This window comes from Pseudomonas sp. AD21, assembly GCF_002878485.1.
Lineage (GTDB): Bacteria > Pseudomonadota > Gammaproteobacteria > Pseudomonadales > Pseudomonadaceae > Aquipseudomonas.
Genome location: NZ_NQYG01000086.1, coordinates 1 through 19426, shown reverse-complemented (window position 1 = coordinate 19426; position 19426 = coordinate 1). Strand labels below are relative to the sequence as shown.

The following is a 19426-nucleotide window of genomic DNA, read 5'->3' as shown; positions in this document are numbered from 1 at the left end:
AACCCCAATTGCGAAAGCAATTGGGGTTTTGTTTTGCCCGCAGGAAAGTGGTTTGCTTGATTTCTATGCAATCGCTCGGCTCATGGCTATTATTCGGGCCTCATTGTGAGGCGAGACCTGCATGCTGACGTTGTTGAATCTTTTAAAGGATGGTCGATTCCATTCTGGCCAGGCTCTGGGGCTTGCTCTGGGTATCAGTCGAAGTGCTGTATGGAAGCAGCTTCAGCATCTTGAGGCTGAACTCGGGTTGTCCATTAATAAGGTCCGGGGTCGAGGCTATCAACTTGCGGCACCCTTGACGTTGCTTGATCCTCTGGAAATCAGCGCCCTGGCTTCGGTTTGGCCGATGACTGTCTTTGGCTCCATAGACTCCACCAATGCAGAGGCGCTGCGCGCGATCAATCAAGGGTGTGCGGCTCCGTTTCTGGTATTGGCGGAGCGGCAGATCTCCGGTCGAGGTCGCAGGGGGCGCAAGTGGGTAAGTCCTTTTGCTGAAAACCTCTATTACAGCCTTGTACTGCGTATTGAAGGCGGCATGCGCCAGCTTGAGGGGTTGAGTCTTGTGGTCGGTCTGGCGGTTATGCATGTCCTGCGAAAGCTCGGTGTGTCGGGCGCTGGATTGAAGTGGCCCAACGACGTATTGGTCGGAAACAAGAAAATTGCCGGTATTCTTCTGGAACTCGTAGGGGATCCTGCAGACGTTTGTCACGTGGTGCTGGGCATAGGCATTAACGTGAATATGCAGGTTGCTGACGAGGTCGGCCAGCAATGGACGTCGATTCGACTCGAGACGGGCAGGAGCTGTGATCGCAACGTATTGGTGGCGGAGCTAAGCGAGCAGTTGCGTGGCTATATCCATCGCCATCAGGTCGATGGCTTTTCAGCACTCCAGGATGAGTGGCAAAAGGATCATATGTGGCAAGGTCGCTCGGTTTCGTTGATAGCCGGCACTAGTCATATTGAAGGTGTAGTGCTCGGTATTGATGGTCAAGGGGCGCTGCGCTTGAAGGTGGATGGCGTGGAAAAAGTATTTAGCGGTGGTGAGCTCAGTCTGAGGTTGCGTGATGATTCTTGAGCTCGACTGTGGGAACAGCTTTATCAAGTGGCGGGTATTGAATTCCGCTGCCGGAGATCTTTTCGCGGAAGGTGTGGTCGACTCGGATCAGGCCCTGGTGGCTAGTCTGCATGCATTGGACGGCCTATCACTGCGCAACTGTCGCTTGGTTAGTGTCAGGACTAACGAGGAGACCGCCGCTCTGACTCGGATTCTCGAGCAGATGTTCGCCCTTTCTGTAGTGTGTGCGAAGCCGGCCAATGAAGTGTCTGGTGTCAAGAATGGCTATGACGACTATGAGCGTCTGGGGCTGGATCGTTGGTTGGCAATGCTCGGCGGTTTTCACTTGGCCGCAGGCGCTTGTCTGATTCTTGATTTCGGCACTGCAGTGACCGCGGACTTCATTAGTGCCGAGGGGGAGCATCTGGGAGGGTTCATTTGTCCGGGGATGCCATTGATGCGAAATCAGCTGCGCACACATACTCGGAATATCCGTTATGGAGATTTGGCTGCCGAGCGGGCTCTGACAAGTCATGCTCCGGGGCGGAGTACCGTTGAGGCGGTGGAGCGTGGGTGCTCGTTGATGTTGAGAGGTTTCGTGCTGACCCAAATGGAGATGGCCCGATCCTATTGGGGTGAACGCTTCACCGTCTTTATTACTGGTGGCGACGCAGGTTTGGTTGCGGATGTTGTGCCTGATGCCCGAGTCGTCCCGGATCTGGTCTTTGTGGGGTTGGCCATGGCGTGTCCCCTATCTTGAGGTTTGTATGCGTTGGTTGTTCCTGCTGCTTGTTGTTCTCAATGTGTTCTATTACGTCTGGCATCAGCAGGAGGCGCCCTTGCGAGCAAAAGATGTCACGCCACTCAGCATGTACCGTGGATCCCAGCAAGACATTCGTTTGCTGAGTGAAGCTGGTGGTGATTCCCGAGAGGGGCAGGGTGCGCGACGCGCAGCGCAGGATTGCCTGTTCTTGGGTGGCTTGGCTCGAGAGGAGGCTATTTCTGCGCTGCAACAGCGGCTTGTGGCGATGAATGTGAAGGCTCAGCCATCGCAAAGGGATCTTCTCGAGCCCGGTTACTGGCTGCGCATTGCGCCCGAAAGCCAGCGTTTGTTGGGGGATGTGCAGTTGCAGAACCTTTCCAAGGAATTCAATGAGTTAAAACATAAAATAATGCTGTGTGAGGGGGTTGCACCGTTGGAATAGTTTGCATAGAATGGCGCCCGCTCCACAGCGAACACCTAAACAGGTTATCAAAGTGGGGTGATGTCAGTGCAGCTAACCTCAGGTTTTTAATGAGAAAATGCTTGACAGAAGGTCGGCATAGTATAGAATGCCGGCTCGCTTAGGAGGGGTTCCCGAGCGGCCAAAGGGATCAGACTGTAAATCTGACGTCTACGACTTCGAAGGTTCGAATCCTTCCCCCTCCACCATTTTTAGCGTGAGCTGCAAGCTCCGCGGGTATAGTTTAGTGGTAGAACCTCAGCCTTCCAAGCTGATGATGCGGGTTCGATTCCCGCTACCCGCTCCAAGTTTGCAGGTTGTGCAAAGTGTTACGCTCTTGTAGCTCAGTTGGTAGAGCACACCCTTGGTAAGGGTGAGGTCAGCGGTTCAAATCCGCTCAAGAGCTCCATATAACAAGGCAGATATGAAAATATCTGCCTTTGTTTTAATGGTTGATATTGTTTGTCTAATTTCTTCTGTTGAGGGTGATATCGATGGCTAAGGAAAAATTTGATCGTTCCCTGCCCCACGTCAACGTTGGGACCATTGGTCACGTTGACCACGGTAAAACCACTCTGACTGCTGCTCTGACTCGCGTTTGCTCCGAAGTTTTCGGTTCTGCAATCGTTGACTTCGACAAGATTGACAGCGCACCAGAAGAAAAAGCTCGCGGTATCACCATCAACACCGCACACGTTGAGTACAACTCGAAGATCCGTCACTACGCTCACGTTGACTGCCCAGGTCACGCTGACTACGTGAAGAACATGATCACCGGTGCTGCTCAAATGGACGGCGCTATTCTGGTTTGCTCGGCCGCTGATGGTCCGATGCCGCAAACCCGTGAGCACATCCTGCTGTCCCGTCAGGTAGGCGTTCCGTACATCGTGGTTTTCCTGAACAAGGCTGACCTGGTAGACGACGCTGAGCTGCTGGAGCTGGTTGAGATGGAAGTTCGCGACCTGCTGTCCACCTATGACTTCCCGGGCGATGACACTCCAATCATCATCGGTTCGGCTCGTATGGCGCTGGAAGGCAAAGACGACAACGAGATGGGCACTACCGCTGTTAAGAGGCTGGTAGAGACTCTGGATGCCTACATTCCAGAGCCAGTTCGTATGATCGATAAGCCGTTCCTGATGCCAATCGAAGACGTGTTCTCGATCTCGGGTCGCGGTACTGTTGTGACTGGTCGTATCGAGCGCGGTATCGTTCGCGTTCAGGATCCGCTGGAAATCGTTGGCCTGCGTGACACCACCGTTACTACTTGCACCGGTGTTGAAATGTTCCGCAAGCTGCTCGACGAGGGTCGTGCTGGCGAGAACTGCGGCGTTCTGCTGCGTGGCACCAAGCGTGACGACGTTGAGCGTGGTCAGGTTCTGGTTAAGCCGGGTTCGGTTAAGCCGCACACCAAGTTCACTGCAGAAGTTTATGTTCTGAGCAAGGAAGAAGGCGGTCGTCACACTCCGTTCTTCAAAGGCTACCGTCCACAGTTCTACTTCCGTACTACTGACGTGACTGGTAACTGCGAGCTGCCAGAAGGCGTTGAAATGGTAATGCCAGGTGACAACATTCAGATGACTGTTACCTTGATCAAAACCATCGCAATGGAAGACGGTCTGCGTTTCGCTATCCGTGAAGGCGGTCGTACCGTCGGCGCTGGCGTCGTAGCCAAAATCATCGAATAAGCGGTTGTAATGTATTTTTCGGGCCGGCATAATGGTCGGCCTGATTTTGTTTTAGGTCAGTAGCTCAATTGGCAGAGCGACGGTCTCCAAAACCGTAGGTTGGGGGTTCGATTCCCTCCTGACCTGCCAGATTCACTCGGTGTGTCTGGCTTTCTTTTCACAGGATCTTCATAGATGACTCCTAAAGCTGAAGCTCAAGGCTCTCGCTTCGATCTGCTCAAGTGGCTTGTAGTTGTCGCTTTGGTGGTTGTTGGCGTTGTTGGCAATCAGTATTACTCTGCTTCGCCGATCCTGTACCGTGTACTCGCATTGCTTGTCATTGCTGCTGTAGCTGCCTTTGTAGGCCTGCAGACTGCGAAGGGCAAGTCTTTCTTTGTGCTGGTTAAGGAAGCTCGTACCGAGATTCGTAAAGTCGTGTGGCCAACTCGCCAAGAAACCACGCAGACCACCCTGATTGTGGTGGCTGTTGTTCTGGTTATGGCGTTGCTGTTGTGGGGGCTTGATTCCCTGCTCGGTTGGCTTGTTTCCTTGATTGTTGGCTAAGGGTGTCCCGTGGCTAAGCGTTGGTATGTTGTGCATGCTTACTCGGGTTACGAGAAGCATGTGATGCGCTCGCTGATCGAGCGCGTAAAGCTGGCAGGCATGGAAGATGGCTTCGGCGAGATTCTGGTTCCCACTGAAGAAGTGGTTGAAATGCGTAATGGCCAGAAGCGCAAAAGCGAGCGTAAGTTCTTTCCGGGCTACGTGCTGGTTCAGATGGATATGAATGAGGGTACTTGGCACTTGGTCAAGGATACTCCTCGGGTGATGGGTTTCATTGGCGGTACCGCCGACAAGCCTGCACCAATTACCGACAAAGAGGCGGAAGCAATTCTGCGTCGCGTGGCTGATGGTAGTGACAAGCCGAAGCCGAAGACTCTGTTTGAGCCAGGTGAAGTGGTTCGTGTTACTGACGGTCCATTCGCTGACTTTAACGGCACTGTCGAAGAAGTTAACTACGAAAAAAGCCGTGTCCAGGTGGCAGTGCTTATTTTCGGTCGCTCTACTCCGGTAGAGTTGGAGTTCAGTCAGGTCGAAAAGGTCTAACTGAGCAAGCATCCCAACCCCGCAGCCCTAGGCTGTGGGGTTTTGTCGTCACTGGGATAAACGCGCAAGTAACCGGGGAGCCTTTCGAGGCGTTCGAACCCGTAATTGGAGTGCCTCATGGCCAAGAAGATTACCGCTTACATCAAGCTGCAAGTGAAGGCCGCTCAGGCTAACCCAAGCCCACCTGTTGGTCCTGCTCTGGGTCAGCACGGCGTGAACATCATGGAATTCTGCAAGGCTTTCAACGCCCGTACTCAGGGTCTTGAAGCAGGTCTGCCGACTCCAGTGATCATCACTGTCTACAGCGACCGTAGCTTCACTTTCGAAACCAAATCCACCCCTGCTTCGGTTCTGCTGAAGAAGGCGGCCGGTCTGACCAGCGGTTCCGCTCGTCCGAACACCGTTAAGGTTGGCACTGTTACCCGTGCTCAGCTGGAAGAAATCGCGAAAACCAAAAACGCGGATCTGACTGCAGCTGATATGGATGCAGCCGTGCGTACTATCGCCGGTTCTGCTCGTAGCATGGGCCTTAACGTGGAGGGTGTGTAATGGCTAAGCTGACCAAGCGTCAAAAGGCTATCGCCGGCAAAATCGAAGCAGGCAAGGCCTACAACATTGTAGATGCTGCTGCTCTGCTGGCTGAGCTGTCGACTGTCAAGTTCAGCGAGTCGTTTGACGTTGCTGTAAACCTGGGCGTAGACCCGCGTAAATCCGACCAGGTTGTTCGTAGCGCTACTGTGCTGCCACACGGCACTGGCAAGACCGTTCGCGTTGCTGTGTTCACCCAGGGTCCAGCTGCTGAAGCCGCTCTGGCTGCCGGCGCTGACCGTGTAGGTATGGACGACCTTGCTGCCGAAATGAAAGGCGGCGACCTGAACTATGACGTAGTGATCGCATCCCCTGATGCCATGCGCGTTGTAGGTCAGCTGGGTCAGATCCTCGGTCCACGTGGCCTGATGCCTAACCCGAAAGTCGGCACCGTAACTCCAGACGTAGCCACCGCGGTTAAAAACGCCAAGGCTGGTCAGGTTCGCTATCGCACCGACAAAAACGGCATCATCCACACTTCCGTTGGCAAGATCGGCTTCGATGCCGTCAAGCTGAAGGAAAACGTTGAAGCCCTGATCGCTGATCTGAAGCGTATCAAACCAGCTTCTTCGAAAGGTATCTACGTCAAGCGCGTTACCCTGAGCACCACTATGGGCCCAGGTCTGGTCATCGACCAGAGCTCGCTGGACGCGTAAGACAAAGGTTGGCGCGATTGTTCGCGCCAATTGAAAGATTGGGGTCCCTGCCTGGCGGGGGCTATCCAAGACCGTAGGCGGCGCAAGTCTTAAACCATAAGCCTACGCAGATGGTGCTCCCGGTTCCTTACCGAATCAGACACCAAAACGACATTCGGTTTCGGCCGAGTGAAACGGTAACAAGCAGGAGTTAAACCCGTGGCAATTAATCTCGAAGACAAGAAGGCCATCGTCGCTGAAGTCAACGAGGCTGCCAAAGTCGCTCTGTCCGCTGTCGTGGTTGATGCACGTGGCGTAACAGTAGGCGCAATGACCGGACTCCGTAAAGAGGCTCGTGAAGCTGGCGTTTACGTACGTGTTGTACGTAACACCCTGCTCAAGCGCGCTGTTGCTGACACTCAATACAGTGTTCTCAACGACGTGTTCACCGGCCCGACCCTGATTGCATTCTCGAACGAACATCCGGGCGCTGCTGCCCGTATCTTCAAAGAGTTTGCCAAGGGTCAGGACAAGTTCGAGATCAAGGCAGCTGCGTTCGAGGGCAAGTTCCTCGCAGCTAATCAGATCGACGTACTGGCAACTCTGCCGACCCGTGACGAAGCAATTTCTCAGCTGATGAGCGTGATTCAAGGCGCTACCAGCAAGTTGGCTCGTACTCTGGCGGCAATTCGCGACCAGAAAGAAGCTGCCGCAGCCTAAGGCTCGTCAACTTCTCGCGTTTTTTGTTTATTTCGATGGTCGCGAAGGCCGTCCCCCAATTCAGGAATTGAGTCATGTCTCTGACTAACGAACAAATCATCGAAGCAATCGGCCAGAAATCCGTAGTGGAAATCGTTGAGCTGATCAAAGCGATGGAAGAAACCTTCGGTGTTACCGCTGCTGCTGCTTCGGCTGGTCCAGCTGCTGCTGCCGCTGTTGTTGAAGAGCAAACCGAGTTCAACGTTGTTCTGCTGGAAGCTGGCGAGAAGAAGGTTAACGTGATCAAGGCAGTTCGTGAACTGACCGGTCTGGGCCTGAAAGAAGCCAAAGAGAAAGTAGACGGCGCTCCTCAGGTTGTAGCTGAAGGCGTTTCGAAAGAAGCTGCTGAAGACGCCAAGAAGAAGCTGGAAGAAGCAGGCGCTAAAGTCGAGCTGAAATAAGTATCGACTTTGCTCCTCCAGCCCGAGCGTCAAGCGACAGGCTGATGGCTGGTGGCTCTTGCCACCGGCCTTTTTCCGTTATTGGCAGCCGACTGGGTCGGTGCTGATAAAGGCGCTGTAACCACCCGATGCGGTGGCGCAAACCATGGGGTTTGCACGATTTTCTGGCTGCTCCCGTCGGGAGGGGCCAAACAAGCAGGTGACCAAGCTGGGGAACGCTGATGGCTTACTCATATACTGAGAAAAAACGTATCCGCAAGGACTTTAGCAAGTTGCCGGACGTCATGGATGTGCCGTACCTCCTGGCCATCCAGCTGGATTCGTATCGTGAATTCTTGCAAGCGGGAGCGACTAAAGATCAGTTCCGCGACGTGGGCCTGCATGCGGCCTTCAAATCCGTTTTCCCGATCATCAGCTACTCCGGCAATGCTGCGCTGGAGTACGTCGGTTATCGCCTGGGCGAACCGGCATTTGATGTCAAAGAATGCGTATTGCGCGGTGTAACTTTCGCCGTACCTTTGCGGGTAAAAGTGCGCCTGATCATTTTCGACAAAGAGTCGTCGAACAAAGCGATCAAGGACATCAAAGAGCAAGAAGTCTACATGGGTGAAATCCCCCTGATGACTGAGAACGGTACCTTCGTAATCAACGGTACCGAGCGTGTAATCGTTTCCCAGCTGCACCGTTCCCCGGGCGTGTTCTTCGACCACGACCGCGGCAAGACGCATAGCTCCGGCAAACTGCTGTACTCCGCGCGCATCATTCCTTACCGCGGTTCGTGGTTGGACTTCGAGTTCGACCCGAAAGACTGCGTATTCGTGCGTATTGACCGTCGTCGCAAGCTGCCGGCATCGGTACTGCTGCGTGCGCTCGGCTATACCACTGAAGAAGTGCTGGACGCTTTCTACACCACCAACGTTTTCAAACTGAGCGGCGAGACCCTCAGTCTGGAACTGATTGCTTCGCGTCTGCGTGGTGAAATTGCGGTTCTGGATATCCAGGACGAGAAGGGCAAGGTCATCGTTGAAGCGGGCCGCCGTATTACCGCGCGCCACATCAACCAGATCGAAAAAGCCGGTATCAAGACGCTGGAAGTGCCTCTGGACTACGTCCTCGGTCGCACCACCGCCAAGGTCATCGTGCACCCGGCTACCGGCGAAATCCTGGCAGAGTGCAACACCGAGCTGAACACTGAAGTCCTGGCAAAAATTGCCAAGGCTGGCGTTGTTCGCATCGAAACTCTGTACACCAACGACATCGACTGCGGTCCGTTCGTCTCCGACACGCTGAAGATCGACTCCACCAGCAACCAATTGGAAGCGCTGGTCGAGATCTATCGCATGATGCGTCCAGGCGAGCCGCCAACCAAAGACGCTGCCGAAACCCTGTTCAACAACCTGTTCTTCAGTCCTGAGCGCTACGACCTGTCTGCGGTCGGCCGGATGAAGTTCAACCGTCGTATCGGTCGTACCGAGATCGAAGGTTCGGGCGTGCTGTGCAAGGAAGACATCGTCGCGGTACTGAAGACTCTGGTCGACATCCGTAACGGTAAAGGCATCGTCGATGACATCGACCACCTGGGTAACCGTCGTGTTCGCTGCGTAGGCGAAATGGCCGAGAACCAGTTCCGCGTTGGCCTGGTACGTGTTGAGCGTGCGGTCAAAGAGCGTCTGTCGATGGCTGAAAGCGAAGGCCTGATGCCGCAAGACCTGATCAACGCCAAGCCAGTGGCTGCGGCGGTGAAAGAGTTCTTCGGTTCCAGCCAGCTCTCGCAGTTCATGGACCAGAACAACCCGCTGTCCGAGATCACCCACAAGCGTCGTGTCTCTGCACTCGGCCCTGGCGGTCTGACTCGTGAGCGCGCAGGCTTTGAAGTCCGTGACGTACACCCGACTCACTACGGTCGTGTATGCCCGATTGAAACGCCGGAAGGTCCGAACATCGGTCTGATCAACTCCCTGGCTGCGTACGCTCGCACCAACCAGTACGGCTTCCTGGAAAGCCCGTACCGCGTGGTGAAAGAGGGTGTGGTCACCGACGAAATCGTGTTCCTGTCCGCTATTGAAGAAGCCGATCACGTGATCGCGCAGGCTTCGGCGACCATGAACGACCAGAAAGTCCTGATCGACGAACTGGTAGCCGTACGTCACCTGAACGAATTCACCGTCAAGACGCCTGAAGAAGTCACCTTGATGGACGTTTCGCCGAAGCAGGTAGTTTCGGTTGCAGCGTCGCTGATTCCGTTCCTCGAGCACGACGACGCCAACCGTGCGTTGATGGGTTCGAACATGCAGCGTCAGGCTGTACCAACCCTGCGCGCTGACAAGCCGCTGGTAGGTACCGGCATGGAGCGTAACGTAGCCCGTGACTCCGGCGTTTGCGTCGTGGCTCGTCGTGGTGGCGTGATCGACTCCGTCGACGCCAGCCGTATCGTGGTTCGTGTTGCTGATGACGAAGTTGAAACCGGCGAAGCTGGTGTCGACATCTACAACCTGACCAAATACACCCGCTCGAACCAGAACACCTGCATCAACCAGCGTCCGCTGGTGAGCAAGGGTGATCGCGTTCAGCGTAGCGACATCATGGCCGACGGCCCGTCCACCGACATGGGTGAACTGGCACTGGGTCAGAACATGCGCATCGCGTTCATGGCATGGAACGGCTTCAACTTCGAAGACTCCATCTGCCTGTCCGAGCGTGTGGTTCAGGAAGACCGTTTCACCACGATCCACATCCAGGAACTGACCTGTGTGGCCCGTGACACCAAGCTTGGGCCTGAAGAGATCACTGCAGACATCCCGAACGTGGGTGAAGCTGCACTGAACAAACTGGACGAAGCCGGTATCGTTTACGTAGGTGCTGAAGTTGGCGCAGGCGACATCCTGGTCGGTAAGGTCACTCCGAAAGGCGAGACCCAACTGACTCCGGAAGAAAAACTGCTGCGTGCAATCTTCGGTGAAAAAGCCAGCGACGTTAAAGACACCTCCCTGCGCGTACCTACCGGTACCAAAGGTACTGTCATCGACGTACAGGTCTTCACCCGTGACGGCGTCGAGCGTGATGCTCGTGCACTGTCGATCGAGAAGACTCAGCTCGACGAGATCCGCAAGGATCTGAACGAAGAGTTCCGTATCGTTGAAGGCGCAACTTTCGAACGTCTGCGTTCCGCTCTGGTAGGCCACAAGGCTGAAGGCGGCGCAGGTCTGAAGAAAGGTCAGGACATCACCGACGAAGTGCTCGACGGTCTTGAGCATGGTCAGTGGTTCAAACTGCGCATGGCTGAAGATGCTCTTAACGAGCAACTCGAGAAGGCTCAGGCCTACATCGTTGATCGCCGCCGTCTGCTGGACGACAAGTTCGAAGACAAGAAGCGCAAACTGCAGCAGGGCGATGACCTGGCTCCAGGCGTGCTGAAAATCGTCAAGGTTTACCTGGCAATCCGTCGTCGCATCCAGCCGGGCGACAAGATGGCCGGTCGTCACGGTAACAAAGGTGTGGTCTCCGTGATCATGCCGGTTGAAGACATGCCGCACGATGCCAATGGCACCCCGGTCGACGTCGTCCTCAACCCGCTGGGCGTACCTTCGCGTATGAACGTTGGTCAGATCCTTGAAACCCACCTGGGCCTCGCGGCCAAAGGTCTGGGTGAGAAGATCAACCGGATGGTCGAAGAGCAGCGTAAAGTCGCTGAACTGCGCACCTTCCTGGACGAGATCTACAACCAGATCGGCGGTCGTAACGAAGATCTTGACAGCTTCTCCGATCAGGAAATCCTGGATCTGGCGAAGAACCTGCGTGGCGGCGTTCCAATGGCCACTCCAGTGTTCGACGGTGCCAAGGAAAGCGAAATCAAGGCCATGCTAAAACTGGCAGACCTGCCGGAAAGCGGCCAGATGCAGCTGACTGACGGCCGTACTGGCAACAAGTTCGAGCGTCCAGTTACCGTTGGCTACATGTACATGCTGAAGCTGAACCACTTGGTAGACGACAAGATGCACGCGCGTTCTACCGGTTCGTACAGCCTGGTTACCCAGCAGCCGCTGGGTGGTAAGGCGCAGTTCGGTGGTCAGCGTTTCGGGGAGATGGAGGTCTGGGCACTGGAAGCATACGGTGCCGCTTACACTCTGCAAGAAATGCTCACAGTGAAGTCGGACGATGTGAACGGCCGTACCAAGATGTACAAAAACATCGTGGATGGCGATCACCGTATGGAGCCGGGCATGCCCGAGTCCTTCAACGTGTTGATCAAGGAAATTCGTTCCCTCGGCATCGATATCGATCTGGAAACCGAATAACACGTGACGCGAATCGAGAGCGGGGCAGGATTGCCCGCTCTCTGCTCCGCCAGGAGGAAAGGCCTTGAAAGACCTACTGAATTTGCTGAAAAACCAGGGTCAAGTCGAAGAGTTCGACGCCATCCGTATCGGATTGGCCTCGCCTGAGATGATCCGCTCGTGGTCGTTCGGTGAAGTTAAAAAGCCGGAAACCATCAACTACCGTACGTTCAAACCTGAGCGTGACGGTCTGTTCTGCGCCAAGATCTTTGGCCCGGTAAAGGATTACGAGTGCCTGTGCGGTAAGTACAAGCGCTTGAAGCACCGTGGTGTGATCTGCGAGAAGTGCGGCGTTGAAGTTGCACTGGCCAAGGTTCGTCGTGAGCGCATGGCGCACATCGAACTGGCTTCGCCGGTTGCCCACATCTGGTTCCTGAAATCGCTGCCGTCCCGTATCGGCTTGCTGATGGACATGACCCTGCGTGATATCGAACGCGTTCTCTACTTCGAGAGCTATGTCGTTATCGATCCAGGCATGACCACCCTTGAAAAAGGTCAGCTGCTGAACGACGAGCAGTACTTCGAAGCGCTGGAAGAGTTCGGTGATGACTTCGACGCCCGTATGGGTGCTGAAGCTGTCCGTGAACTGCTGCACGCTATCGACCTGGAGCACGAGATTGGCCGCCTGCGTGAAGAAATTCCGCAAACCAACTCCGAAACCAAGATCAAGAAGCTGTCCAAGCGTCTGAAGTTGATGGAAGCCTTCCAGGGTTCCGGCAACCTGCCAGAGTGGATGGTACTGACCGTTCTGCCGGTTCTGCCGCCAGATCTGCGTCCGCTGGTCCCGCTGGATGGCGGTCGTTTCGCGACTTCCGACCTCAACGATCTGTATCGTCGAGTGATCAACCGTAACAACCGCTTGAAGCGCCTGCTGGATCTGTCCGCTCCGGACATCATCGTGCGCAACGAAAAGCGTATGTTGCAGGAAGCTGTCGATGCTCTGCTCGACAACGGTCGTCGTGGCCGCGCTATCACCGGTTCCAACAAGCGTCCTCTGAAATCCCTGGCTGACATGATCAAGGGTAAGCAGGGGCGTTTCCGTCAGAACTTGCTCGGTAAGCGTGTTGACTACTCCGGTCGTTCGGTAATTACCGTAGGCCCGACCCTGCGTCTGCATCAGTGTGGTCTTCCGAAGAAGATGGCTCTCGAGCTGTTCAAACCGTTCATTTTCGGCAAGCTGGAAATGCGTGGTCTCGCGACCACCATCAAAGCGGCCAAGAAAATGGTCGAGCGCGAACTGCCAGAGGTTTGGGACGTTCTCGCTGAAGTGATTCGCGAACACCCGGTTCTTCTCAACCGTGCACCGACCCTTCACCGTCTGGGTATCCAGGCGTTTGAACCGGTACTGATCGAAGGTAAGGCTATCCAGCTGCACCCGCTGGTCTGCGCCGCGTACAACGCCGACTTCGACGGCGACCAAATGGCCGTGCACGTACCGCTGACACTGGAAGCCCAGTTGGAAGCGCGCGCGTTGATGATGTCGACCAACAACATTCTGTCGCCAGCCAACGGTGAGCCAATCATCGTTCCGTCGCAGGACGTTGTATTGGGTCTGTACTACATGACTCGTGAAGCGATCAACGCCAAAGGCGAAGGTCGTGTATTCGCGGATCTGCAGGAAGTTGACCGTGTGTTCCGTGCCGGCGAAGCCGCACTGCACGCCAAGGTTAAAGTGCGGATCAACGAAACCGTCAACGACCGTGACGGCAACAGCGTGAGCGGTACCCGTATCGTCGACACCACCGTCGGCCGTGCGCTGCTGTTCCAGGTTGTGCCAAAAGGTCTGTCGTACGACGTCGTCAACCTGCCGATGAAGAAAAAGGCGATCTCCAAGCTGATCAACCAGTGCTACCGCGTGGTTGGTCTGAAAGAGACCGTGATCTTCGCTGACCAGTTGATGTACACCGGTTTCGCTTACTCGACCATTTCCGGCGTTTCCATCGGTGTTAACGACTTCGTTATCCCGGACGAGAAAGCTCGCATCATCGGTGCTGCCACCGACGAAGTGAAAGAGATCGAGAGTCAGTACGCCTCCGGCCTGGTAACCCAGGGCGAGAAGTACAACAAAGTGATCGACCTCTGGTCGAAAGCGAACGACGAAGTTTCCAAGGCTATGATGGCCAACCTCTCGAAAGAGAAGGTTATCGACCGTCATGGCGTTGAAGTCGATCAAGAGTCTTTCAACTCGATGTACATGATGGCCGACTCGGGTGCGCGGGGTTCCGCAGCACAGATTCGTCAGCTGGCCGGTATGCGTGGTCTGATGGCCAAGCCGGACGGTTCCATCATTGAAACGCCGATTACTGCGAACTTCCGTGAAGGTTTGAGCGTACTTCAGTACTTCATCTCGACTCACGGTGCTCGTAAAGGTCTGGCGGATACCGCGTTGAAAACTGCGAACTCCGGTTACCTGACTCGTCGTCTGGTAGACGTGGCGCAGGATCTGGTTGTAACCGAGATCGATTGCGGCACTGAGCACGGTCTGCTGATGACTCCGCACATTGAAGGCGGTGACGTTGTAGAGCCGTTGGGTGAGCGCGTATTGGGTCGTGTCATTGCCCGTGACGTATTCAAACCAGGCACTGAGGAAGTCATCGTTCCTGCCGGTACTCTGGTAGACGAGAAGTGGGTTGAATTCATCGAGCTGAACAGCATCGACGAAGTGATCGTGCGTTCGCCGATCAGCTGCGAAACCCGCTATGGCATTTGCGCCAAGTGCTACGGCCGTGATCTGGCTCGTGGTCACCAGGTGAACATCGGTGAAGCGGTCGGCGTTATCGCTGCCCAGTCCATCGGTGAGCCGGGTACCCAGCTGACGATGCGTACGTTCCACATCGGTGGTGCGGCAAGCCGTACTTCCGCAGCCGACAGCGTTCAGGTGAAGAATGGCGGTACTGTCCGTCTGCACAACCTGAAGCACGTTGAGCGAGTGGATGGCCACCTGGTTGCTGTGTCCCGTTCCGGTGAGCTGGCAATCGCTGATGACTTCGGTCGTGAGCGCGAGCGTTACAAGCTGCCGTACGGTGCTGTGATTTCGGTTAAAGAAGGTGACAAGGTCGACGCTGGCGCAATCGTGGCCAAGTGGGATCCGCACACTCACCCGATCGTTACCGAAATGAAAGGTACCGTGACCTACGTGGGCATGGAAGAAGGCATCACGATCAAGCGTCAGACTGACGAATTGACCGGTATGACCAACATTGAAGTGCTCGACGCGAAAGATCGTCCAGCTGCGGGCAAAGAAATCCGTCCAGCGGTGAAGATGGTCGACGACAACGGCAAGGATCTGTTGCTGCCAGGCACTGACGTTATCGCTCAGTACTTCCTGCCAGCCAACGCCTTGGTCGGTGTTGCGGACGGTGCGAAGATCGCGATCGGTGATGTTATCGCTCGTATCCCGCAAGAAACTTCGAAGACCCGCGACATCACCGGTGGTCTGCCGCGTGTTGCCGACTTGTTCGAAGCTCGTCGTCCGAAAGAAGCGTCGATTCTGGCTGAAGTCAGCGGCACCATCGCGTTCGGTAAAGAGACCAAAGGCAAGCGCCGTCTGGTTATCACCCCGAACGACGGTTCCGATCCGTACGAAGAGCTGATTCCGAAGTGGCGTCACCTGAACGTGTTCGAAGGCGAGCAGGTAAACCGCGGCGAAGTTATCTCCGACGGTCCAAGCGATCCGCACGACATCCTGCGTCTGCTGGGTGTGAGCGCGCTGGCCAAGTACATCGTTAACGAGATCCAGGACGTTTACCGTCTGCAAGGCGTGAAGATCAACGACAAGCACATCGAGACCATCCTGCGTCAGATGCTGCGTAAAGTTGAAATCGCTGAATCCGGCGATTCCAGTTTCATCAAGGGTGACCAGATGGAACTGACTCACGTACTAGTAGAGAACGAGCGTCTGGGTGGCGAAGACAAGTTCGTCTCCAAGTACACTCGCGTTCTGCTGGGTATCACCAAGGCGTCGTTGTCCACTGAATCGTTCATCTCGGCGGCTTCCTTCCAGGAAACCACTCGCGTACTGACCGAAGCGGCAGTCACCGGCAAGCGCGATTACCTGCGCGGCCTGAAAGAAAACGTGGTCGTGGGTCGTCTGATCCCGGCTGGTACCGGTCTGGCTTATCACAGCGAGCGCAAGCGTCGTCGTGATGCTGACAAACCGTTGCGCGTAAGCGCCAGTGAAGTGGAAGCTGCACTGACCGAAGCGCTGAACTCGAGCGGTAACTGAGTTCTGCGATAAATGAGCGTAAGGCCCTGATCGCTCCGTTCATCGAATCGAGACATTTTGTCGAGGTTCGAGGGGCGGGGAGGTCGGGGCCTTGCCTTGACTGGGGGCAAGATCCTCTTTAGACTCTTGATCCCCTAAATTTGGCGGGAATTCGTTCCTGCCATTTTGCTTTTCTTGCAAGACAATAGCGTCGCAAGACAACAGTGGAGCTAGTAGATGGCAACTATCAACCAGCTGGTACGTCAGCCGCGTAAGCGTATCGTCGAGAAATCCGACGTGCCTGCGCTGCAGAACTGCCCGCAACGTCGTGGCGTGTGCACCCGTGTGTACACCACTACGCCGAAAAAACCTAACTCGGCACTGCGTAAAGTATGCCGTGTGCGCCTGACCAACGGTTTCGAGGTTTCCTCGTACATCGGTGGTGAAGGTCACAACCTGCAAGAGCACAGCGTGGTACTGATCCGCGGCGGTCGTGTAAAAGACTTGCCAGGTGTTCGTTATCACACCGTTCGCGGCTCCTTGGATACTTCCGGCGTTAAAGGCCGTAACCAGGGTCGTTCGAAGTACGGTACCAAGCGTCCGAAGTAATCGGCCGTTTTGCAGATTTTCATTTTATTGAGTCGATAAGAGTAAGGTCGGGCACGCATCCATTGGATCTGTCCCGAGCTAACCTGAAGACCGCTTGAGGGCTTATCATGCCAAGACGTCGCGTAGCAGCAAAGCGTGAGATTCTGGACGATCCGAAATACGGAAGCCAGATCCTCGCCAAATTCATGAACCACGTTATGGAAAGCGGCAAGAAAGCCGTTGCCGAGCGTATCGTTTATGGTGCCCTGGAAACCGTTGCGACCCGTAAGGCTGGCACCGATCCCCTGGAACTCTTCGAAAAAGCACTCGACGCCATCGCTCCGCTGGTCGAAGTGAAGTCGCGCCGCGTTGGTGGTGCTACTTACCAGGTTCCGGTCGAGGTTCGTCCTTCCCGTCGTAACGCTCTGGCAATGCGCTGGTTGGTAGACTTCGCCCGTAAGCGTGGCGAGAAGTCTATGGCTCTGCGTTTGGCTGGCGAACTGCTGGATGCTGCTGAAGGTAAAGGTGCTGCTGTTAAGAAGCGTGAAGACGTGCACCGTATGGCTGAAGCTAACAAAGCTTTCTCGCACTACCGCTTCTAATTTTAGCTTCACTAATTTTGCGAGGGCTTTATGGCTCGTACTACTCCGATTAGCCGCTACCGTAACATCGGTATCGTCGCTCACGTGGATGCTGGTAAAACCACCACCACCGAGCGCGTCCTTTTTTACACCGGCAAAAGTCACAAAATGGGCGAGGTGCATGATGGCGCCGCGACCACAGACTGGATGGTGCAGGAGCAGGAGCGTGGTATTACCATTACTTCTGCTGCTATCACTGCCTTCTGGAAAGGTTCCGAGAAGCAGTATGCGCACGAGCATCGCTTCAACGTAATCGATACCCCGGGCCACGTAGACTTCACCATTGAAGTAGAGCGTTCCCTGCGCGTACTCGACGGCGCTGTTGTAGTGTTCTGCGGTACTTCGGGTGTTGAGCCTCAGTCGGAAACCGTATGGCGTCAAGCCAACAAATACGGCGTTCCACGTCTTGTTTACGTAAACAAGATGGACCGTGCTGGTGCCAACTTCCTGCGCGTGATCGGTCAGATCAAGCAGCGTCTGGGTCACACTCCGGTGCCGATCCAGTTGGCCATCGGTTCCGAAGACAACTTCCAGGGTCAGATCGATCTGATCAACATGCAAGCTGTTTACTGGAACGACTCTGACAAAGGTATGGTCCCTGTTCGCAAGGACATTCCTGCCGAGCTCCAAGAGCTGGCTGAAGAGTGGCGCAACAACATGGTTGAGGCTGCCGCCGAAGCCAACGAAGAGCTGATGAACAAGTACCTTGAAGGCGAAGAGCTGACGATCGAAGAGATCAAAGCTGCTTTGCGTCAGCGTACTATCGCCGGCGAAATCGTTCTGGCCGTTTGCGGTTCGTCGTTCAAGAACAAGGGTGTTCCCCTGGTTCTCGACGCCGTTATCGACTTCCTGCCTGCTCCGACCGACATTCCTGCTATCAAGGGTTCTAATCCTGATAACGAGGAAGAGGAAATGGAGCGTCACGCAAGTGATGACGAGCCGTTTGCTGCTCTGGCGTTCAAAATCGCCACCGACCCATTCGTGGGTACCTTGACCTTCGTCCGCGTTTACTCGGGCGTGTTGAACTCCGGCGACGGCGTGATCAACTCGGTTAAAGGCAAGAAAGAGCGCGTGGGTCGTATGGTGCAAATGCACGCAAACGCCCGTGAAGAGATCAAGGAAGTGCGCGCTGGTGACATCGCGGCCCTGATCGGCATGAAGGACGTCACCACTGGTGAAACCCTCTGCAACGCTGACAAGCCAATCATCCTGGTTCGTATGGACTTCCCGGAGCCGGTTATTTCGGTTGCCGTAGAACCTAAGACCAAGGATGACCAGGAAAAAATGGGTATCGCTCTGGGCAAACTTGCTCAGGAAGACCCGTCTTTCCGCGTCAAGACTGATGAAGAGACTGGTCAGACGATCATCTCCGGCATGGGCGAGTTGCACCTGGACATCCTGGTTGACCGGATGCGCCGTGAGTTCAACGTCGAAGCCAACATCGGTAAGCCTCAGGTTTCCTATCGTGAGCGCATCACGAAGAACTGTGAAATCGAAGGCAAGTTCGTTCGTCAGTCCGGCGGTCGTGGTCAGTTCGGCCACTGCTGGATCCGTTTTGCTCCTGCTGACGAAGGTCAGGAAGGTCTGCAATTCGTGAACGAGGTTGTAGGTGGTGTGGTTCCTAAGGAATACATCCCGGCTATCCAGAAGGGTATCGAAGAGCAGATGAAGAACGGCGTTGTTGCCGGCTATCCGCTGATCGGCCTGAAGGCTACCGTGTTCGATGGTTCTTACCACGACGTCGACTCCAACGAGATGGCGTTTAAAGTGGCTGCCTCCATGGCGACCAAGCAACTGGCCCAGAAGGGCGGTGGTGAGTTGCTCGAGCCGATCATGGCTGTAGAGGTTGTTACGCCTGAAGACTATATGGGTGATGTGATGGGCGACCTTAACCGTCGTCGCGGCATGATCCAGGGTATGGAAGACACAGTGTCCGGCAAGGTTATCCGTGCCGAGGTTCCACTGGGTGAGATGTTCGGTTATGCGACCGACGTTCGTTCCATGTCCCAGGGTCGCGCAAGCTACTCTATGGAATTCAAAAAATACGATACGGCTCCGTCGCACATCGTCGAATCCGTAACCAAAAAACAAGGCTGATTCAGCCCCTTTAGGCTAGGAGTTAATTGTCGTGGCTAAAGAAAAATTTGATCGTTCCCTACCGCACGTCAACGTTGGCACCATTGGTCACGTTGACCACGGTAAAACCACTCTGACTGCTGCTCTGA

Annotated in this window: 16 protein-coding genes and 4 tRNA genes; all 20 read left to right on the top strand. The window is 55.1% G+C overall.

Annotation, left to right across the window (positions count from 1 at the left end; all coding sequences use genetic code 11):
* The first annotated feature begins 121 nt into the window (after positions 1–121).
* Positions 122–1075, top strand: a complete 954-nt coding sequence (birA, locus tag PseAD21_RS27520) for a bifunctional biotin--[acetyl-CoA-carboxylase] ligase/biotin operon repressor BirA (protein WP_102358885.1) — start codon at positions 122–124, stop codon at positions 1073–1075.
* Positions 1065–1814 carry a pantothenate kinase gene (locus PseAD21_RS27515; protein ID WP_102358884.1) on the top strand — a complete coding sequence of 250 codons (750 nt, stop codon included), beginning with the start codon at positions 1065–1067 and terminating at the stop codon, positions 1812–1814. Before birA ends, PseAD21_RS27515 begins: the two co-directional genes overlap by 11 nt.
* A gap of 7 nt (positions 1815–1821) precedes the next feature.
* Entirely contained in the window at positions 1822–2259 is a 438-nt protein-coding gene (locus PseAD21_RS27510; RefSeq protein WP_102358883.1) for a hypothetical protein, read from the top strand.
* 142 nt (positions 2260–2401) lie between these two features.
* Positions 2402–2486, top strand: a tRNA-Tyr gene (locus PseAD21_RS27505).
* 24 nt (positions 2487–2510) lie between these two features.
* A tRNA-Gly gene (locus PseAD21_RS27500) sits at positions 2511–2584 on the top strand.
* Between the two features lie 26 nt (positions 2585–2610).
* A tRNA-Thr gene (locus tag PseAD21_RS27495) sits at positions 2611–2686 on the top strand.
* Positions 2687–2771: 85 nt separating this feature from the next.
* Positions 2772–3965, top strand: a complete 1194-nt coding sequence (gene tuf, locus PseAD21_RS27490) for an elongation factor Tu (protein ID WP_102358882.1) — start codon at positions 2772–2774, stop codon at positions 3963–3965.
* Positions 3966–4018: 53 nt separating this feature from the next.
* Positions 4019–4094: transfer RNA gene (locus PseAD21_RS27485), tRNA-Trp, on the top strand.
* Positions 4095–4139: 45 nt separating this feature from the next.
* Entirely contained in the window at positions 4140–4508 is a 369-nt protein-coding gene (gene secE / locus PseAD21_RS27480) for a preprotein translocase subunit SecE (RefSeq protein ID WP_007916493.1), read from the top strand.
* Between the two features lie 9 nt (positions 4509–4517).
* A complete protein-coding gene (gene nusG / locus PseAD21_RS27475; protein WP_025113545.1) occupies positions 4518–5051 on the top strand; it encodes a transcription termination/antitermination protein NusG in 534 nt (177 codons plus the stop codon).
* A gap of 117 nt (positions 5052–5168) precedes the next feature.
* Complete coding sequence (gene rplK / locus PseAD21_RS27470) at positions 5169–5600, top strand: 50S ribosomal protein L11 (RefSeq protein WP_003228756.1); 432 nt, start codon at positions 5169–5171, stop codon at positions 5598–5600.
* Positions 5600–6295 carry a 50S ribosomal protein L1 gene (gene rplA / locus PseAD21_RS27465; RefSeq protein WP_003228754.1) on the top strand — a complete coding sequence of 232 codons (696 nt, stop codon included), beginning with the start codon at positions 5600–5602 and terminating at the stop codon, positions 6293–6295. The genes rplK and rplA overlap by 1 nt, the downstream gene beginning before the upstream one ends.
* A gap of 198 nt (positions 6296–6493) precedes the next feature.
* On the top strand, positions 6494–6994 hold the full coding sequence (rplJ, locus tag PseAD21_RS27460; RefSeq protein ID WP_008081912.1) for a 50S ribosomal protein L10: 501 nt from the start codon (positions 6494–6496) through the stop codon (positions 6992–6994).
* 74 nt (positions 6995–7068) lie between these two features.
* Positions 7069–7434, top strand: coding sequence for a 50S ribosomal protein L7/L12 (rplL, locus tag PseAD21_RS27455; RefSeq protein ID WP_003228750.1), 366 nt, complete (start codon positions 7069–7071; stop codon positions 7432–7434).
* A 221-nt stretch (positions 7435–7655) separates the two neighbouring features.
* Complete coding sequence (gene rpoB / locus PseAD21_RS27450; protein WP_102358881.1) at positions 7656–11729, top strand: DNA-directed RNA polymerase subunit beta; 4074 nt, start codon at positions 7656–7658, stop codon at positions 11727–11729.
* 64 nt (positions 11730–11793) lie between these two features.
* Positions 11794–15993, top strand: coding sequence for a DNA-directed RNA polymerase subunit beta' (gene rpoC, locus PseAD21_RS27445; protein ID WP_102358880.1), 4200 nt, complete (start codon positions 11794–11796; stop codon positions 15991–15993).
* 216 nt (positions 15994–16209) lie between these two features.
* Positions 16210–16581, top strand: a complete 372-nt coding sequence (gene rpsL, locus PseAD21_RS27440; RefSeq protein WP_003186084.1) for a 30S ribosomal protein S12 — start codon at positions 16210–16212, stop codon at positions 16579–16581.
* Between the two features lie 107 nt (positions 16582–16688).
* Complete coding sequence (gene rpsG / locus PseAD21_RS27435) at positions 16689–17162, top strand: 30S ribosomal protein S7 (protein WP_007916467.1); 474 nt, start codon at positions 16689–16691, stop codon at positions 17160–17162.
* A gap of 30 nt (positions 17163–17192) precedes the next feature.
* Positions 17193–19298, top strand: a complete 2106-nt coding sequence (gene fusA, locus PseAD21_RS27430) for an elongation factor G (protein ID WP_102358879.1) — start codon at positions 17193–17195, stop codon at positions 19296–19298.
* A gap of 31 nt (positions 19299–19329) precedes the next feature.
* Positions 19330–19426 (top strand): GTP-binding protein (locus PseAD21_RS27425; RefSeq protein WP_146011319.1); only part of this gene is annotated, 97 nt, incomplete at its 3' end.

Excerpts from the sequence above, each read along its gene's own strand:
- PseAD21_RS27510 (WP_102358883.1), top strand. The coding sequence starts at position 1,822 with ATGCGTTGGTTGTTCCTGCTGCTTGTTGTTCTCAATGTGTTCTATTAC.
- rpsL (WP_003186084.1), top strand. The coding sequence starts at position 16,210 with ATGGCAACTATCAACCAGCTGGTACGTCAGCCGCGTAAGCGTATCGTC.
- PseAD21_RS27515 (WP_102358884.1), top strand. The coding sequence starts at position 1,065 with ATGATTCTTGAGCTCGACTGTGGGAACAGCTTTATCAAGTGGCGGGTA.
- rplA (WP_003228754.1), top strand. The coding sequence starts at position 5,600 with ATGGCTAAGCTGACCAAGCGTCAAAAGGCTATCGCCGGCAAAATCGAA.
- secE (WP_007916493.1), top strand. The coding sequence starts at position 4,140 with ATGACTCCTAAAGCTGAAGCTCAAGGCTCTCGCTTCGATCTGCTCAAG.
- birA (WP_102358885.1), top strand. The coding sequence starts at position 122 with ATGCTGACGTTGTTGAATCTTTTAAAGGATGGTCGATTCCATTCTGGC.
- tuf (WP_102358882.1), top strand. The coding sequence starts at position 2,772 with ATGGCTAAGGAAAAATTTGATCGTTCCCTGCCCCACGTCAACGTTGGG.
- fusA (WP_102358879.1), top strand. The coding sequence starts at position 17,193 with ATGGCTCGTACTACTCCGATTAGCCGCTACCGTAACATCGGTATCGTC.
- rpsG (WP_007916467.1), top strand. The coding sequence starts at position 16,689 with ATGCCAAGACGTCGCGTAGCAGCAAAGCGTGAGATTCTGGACGATCCG.
- rpoB (WP_102358881.1), top strand. The coding sequence starts at position 7,656 with ATGGCTTACTCATATACTGAGAAAAAACGTATCCGCAAGGACTTTAGC.
- rplK (WP_003228756.1), top strand. The coding sequence starts at position 5,169 with ATGGCCAAGAAGATTACCGCTTACATCAAGCTGCAAGTGAAGGCCGCT.
- rplL (WP_003228750.1), top strand. The coding sequence starts at position 7,069 with ATGTCTCTGACTAACGAACAAATCATCGAAGCAATCGGCCAGAAATCC.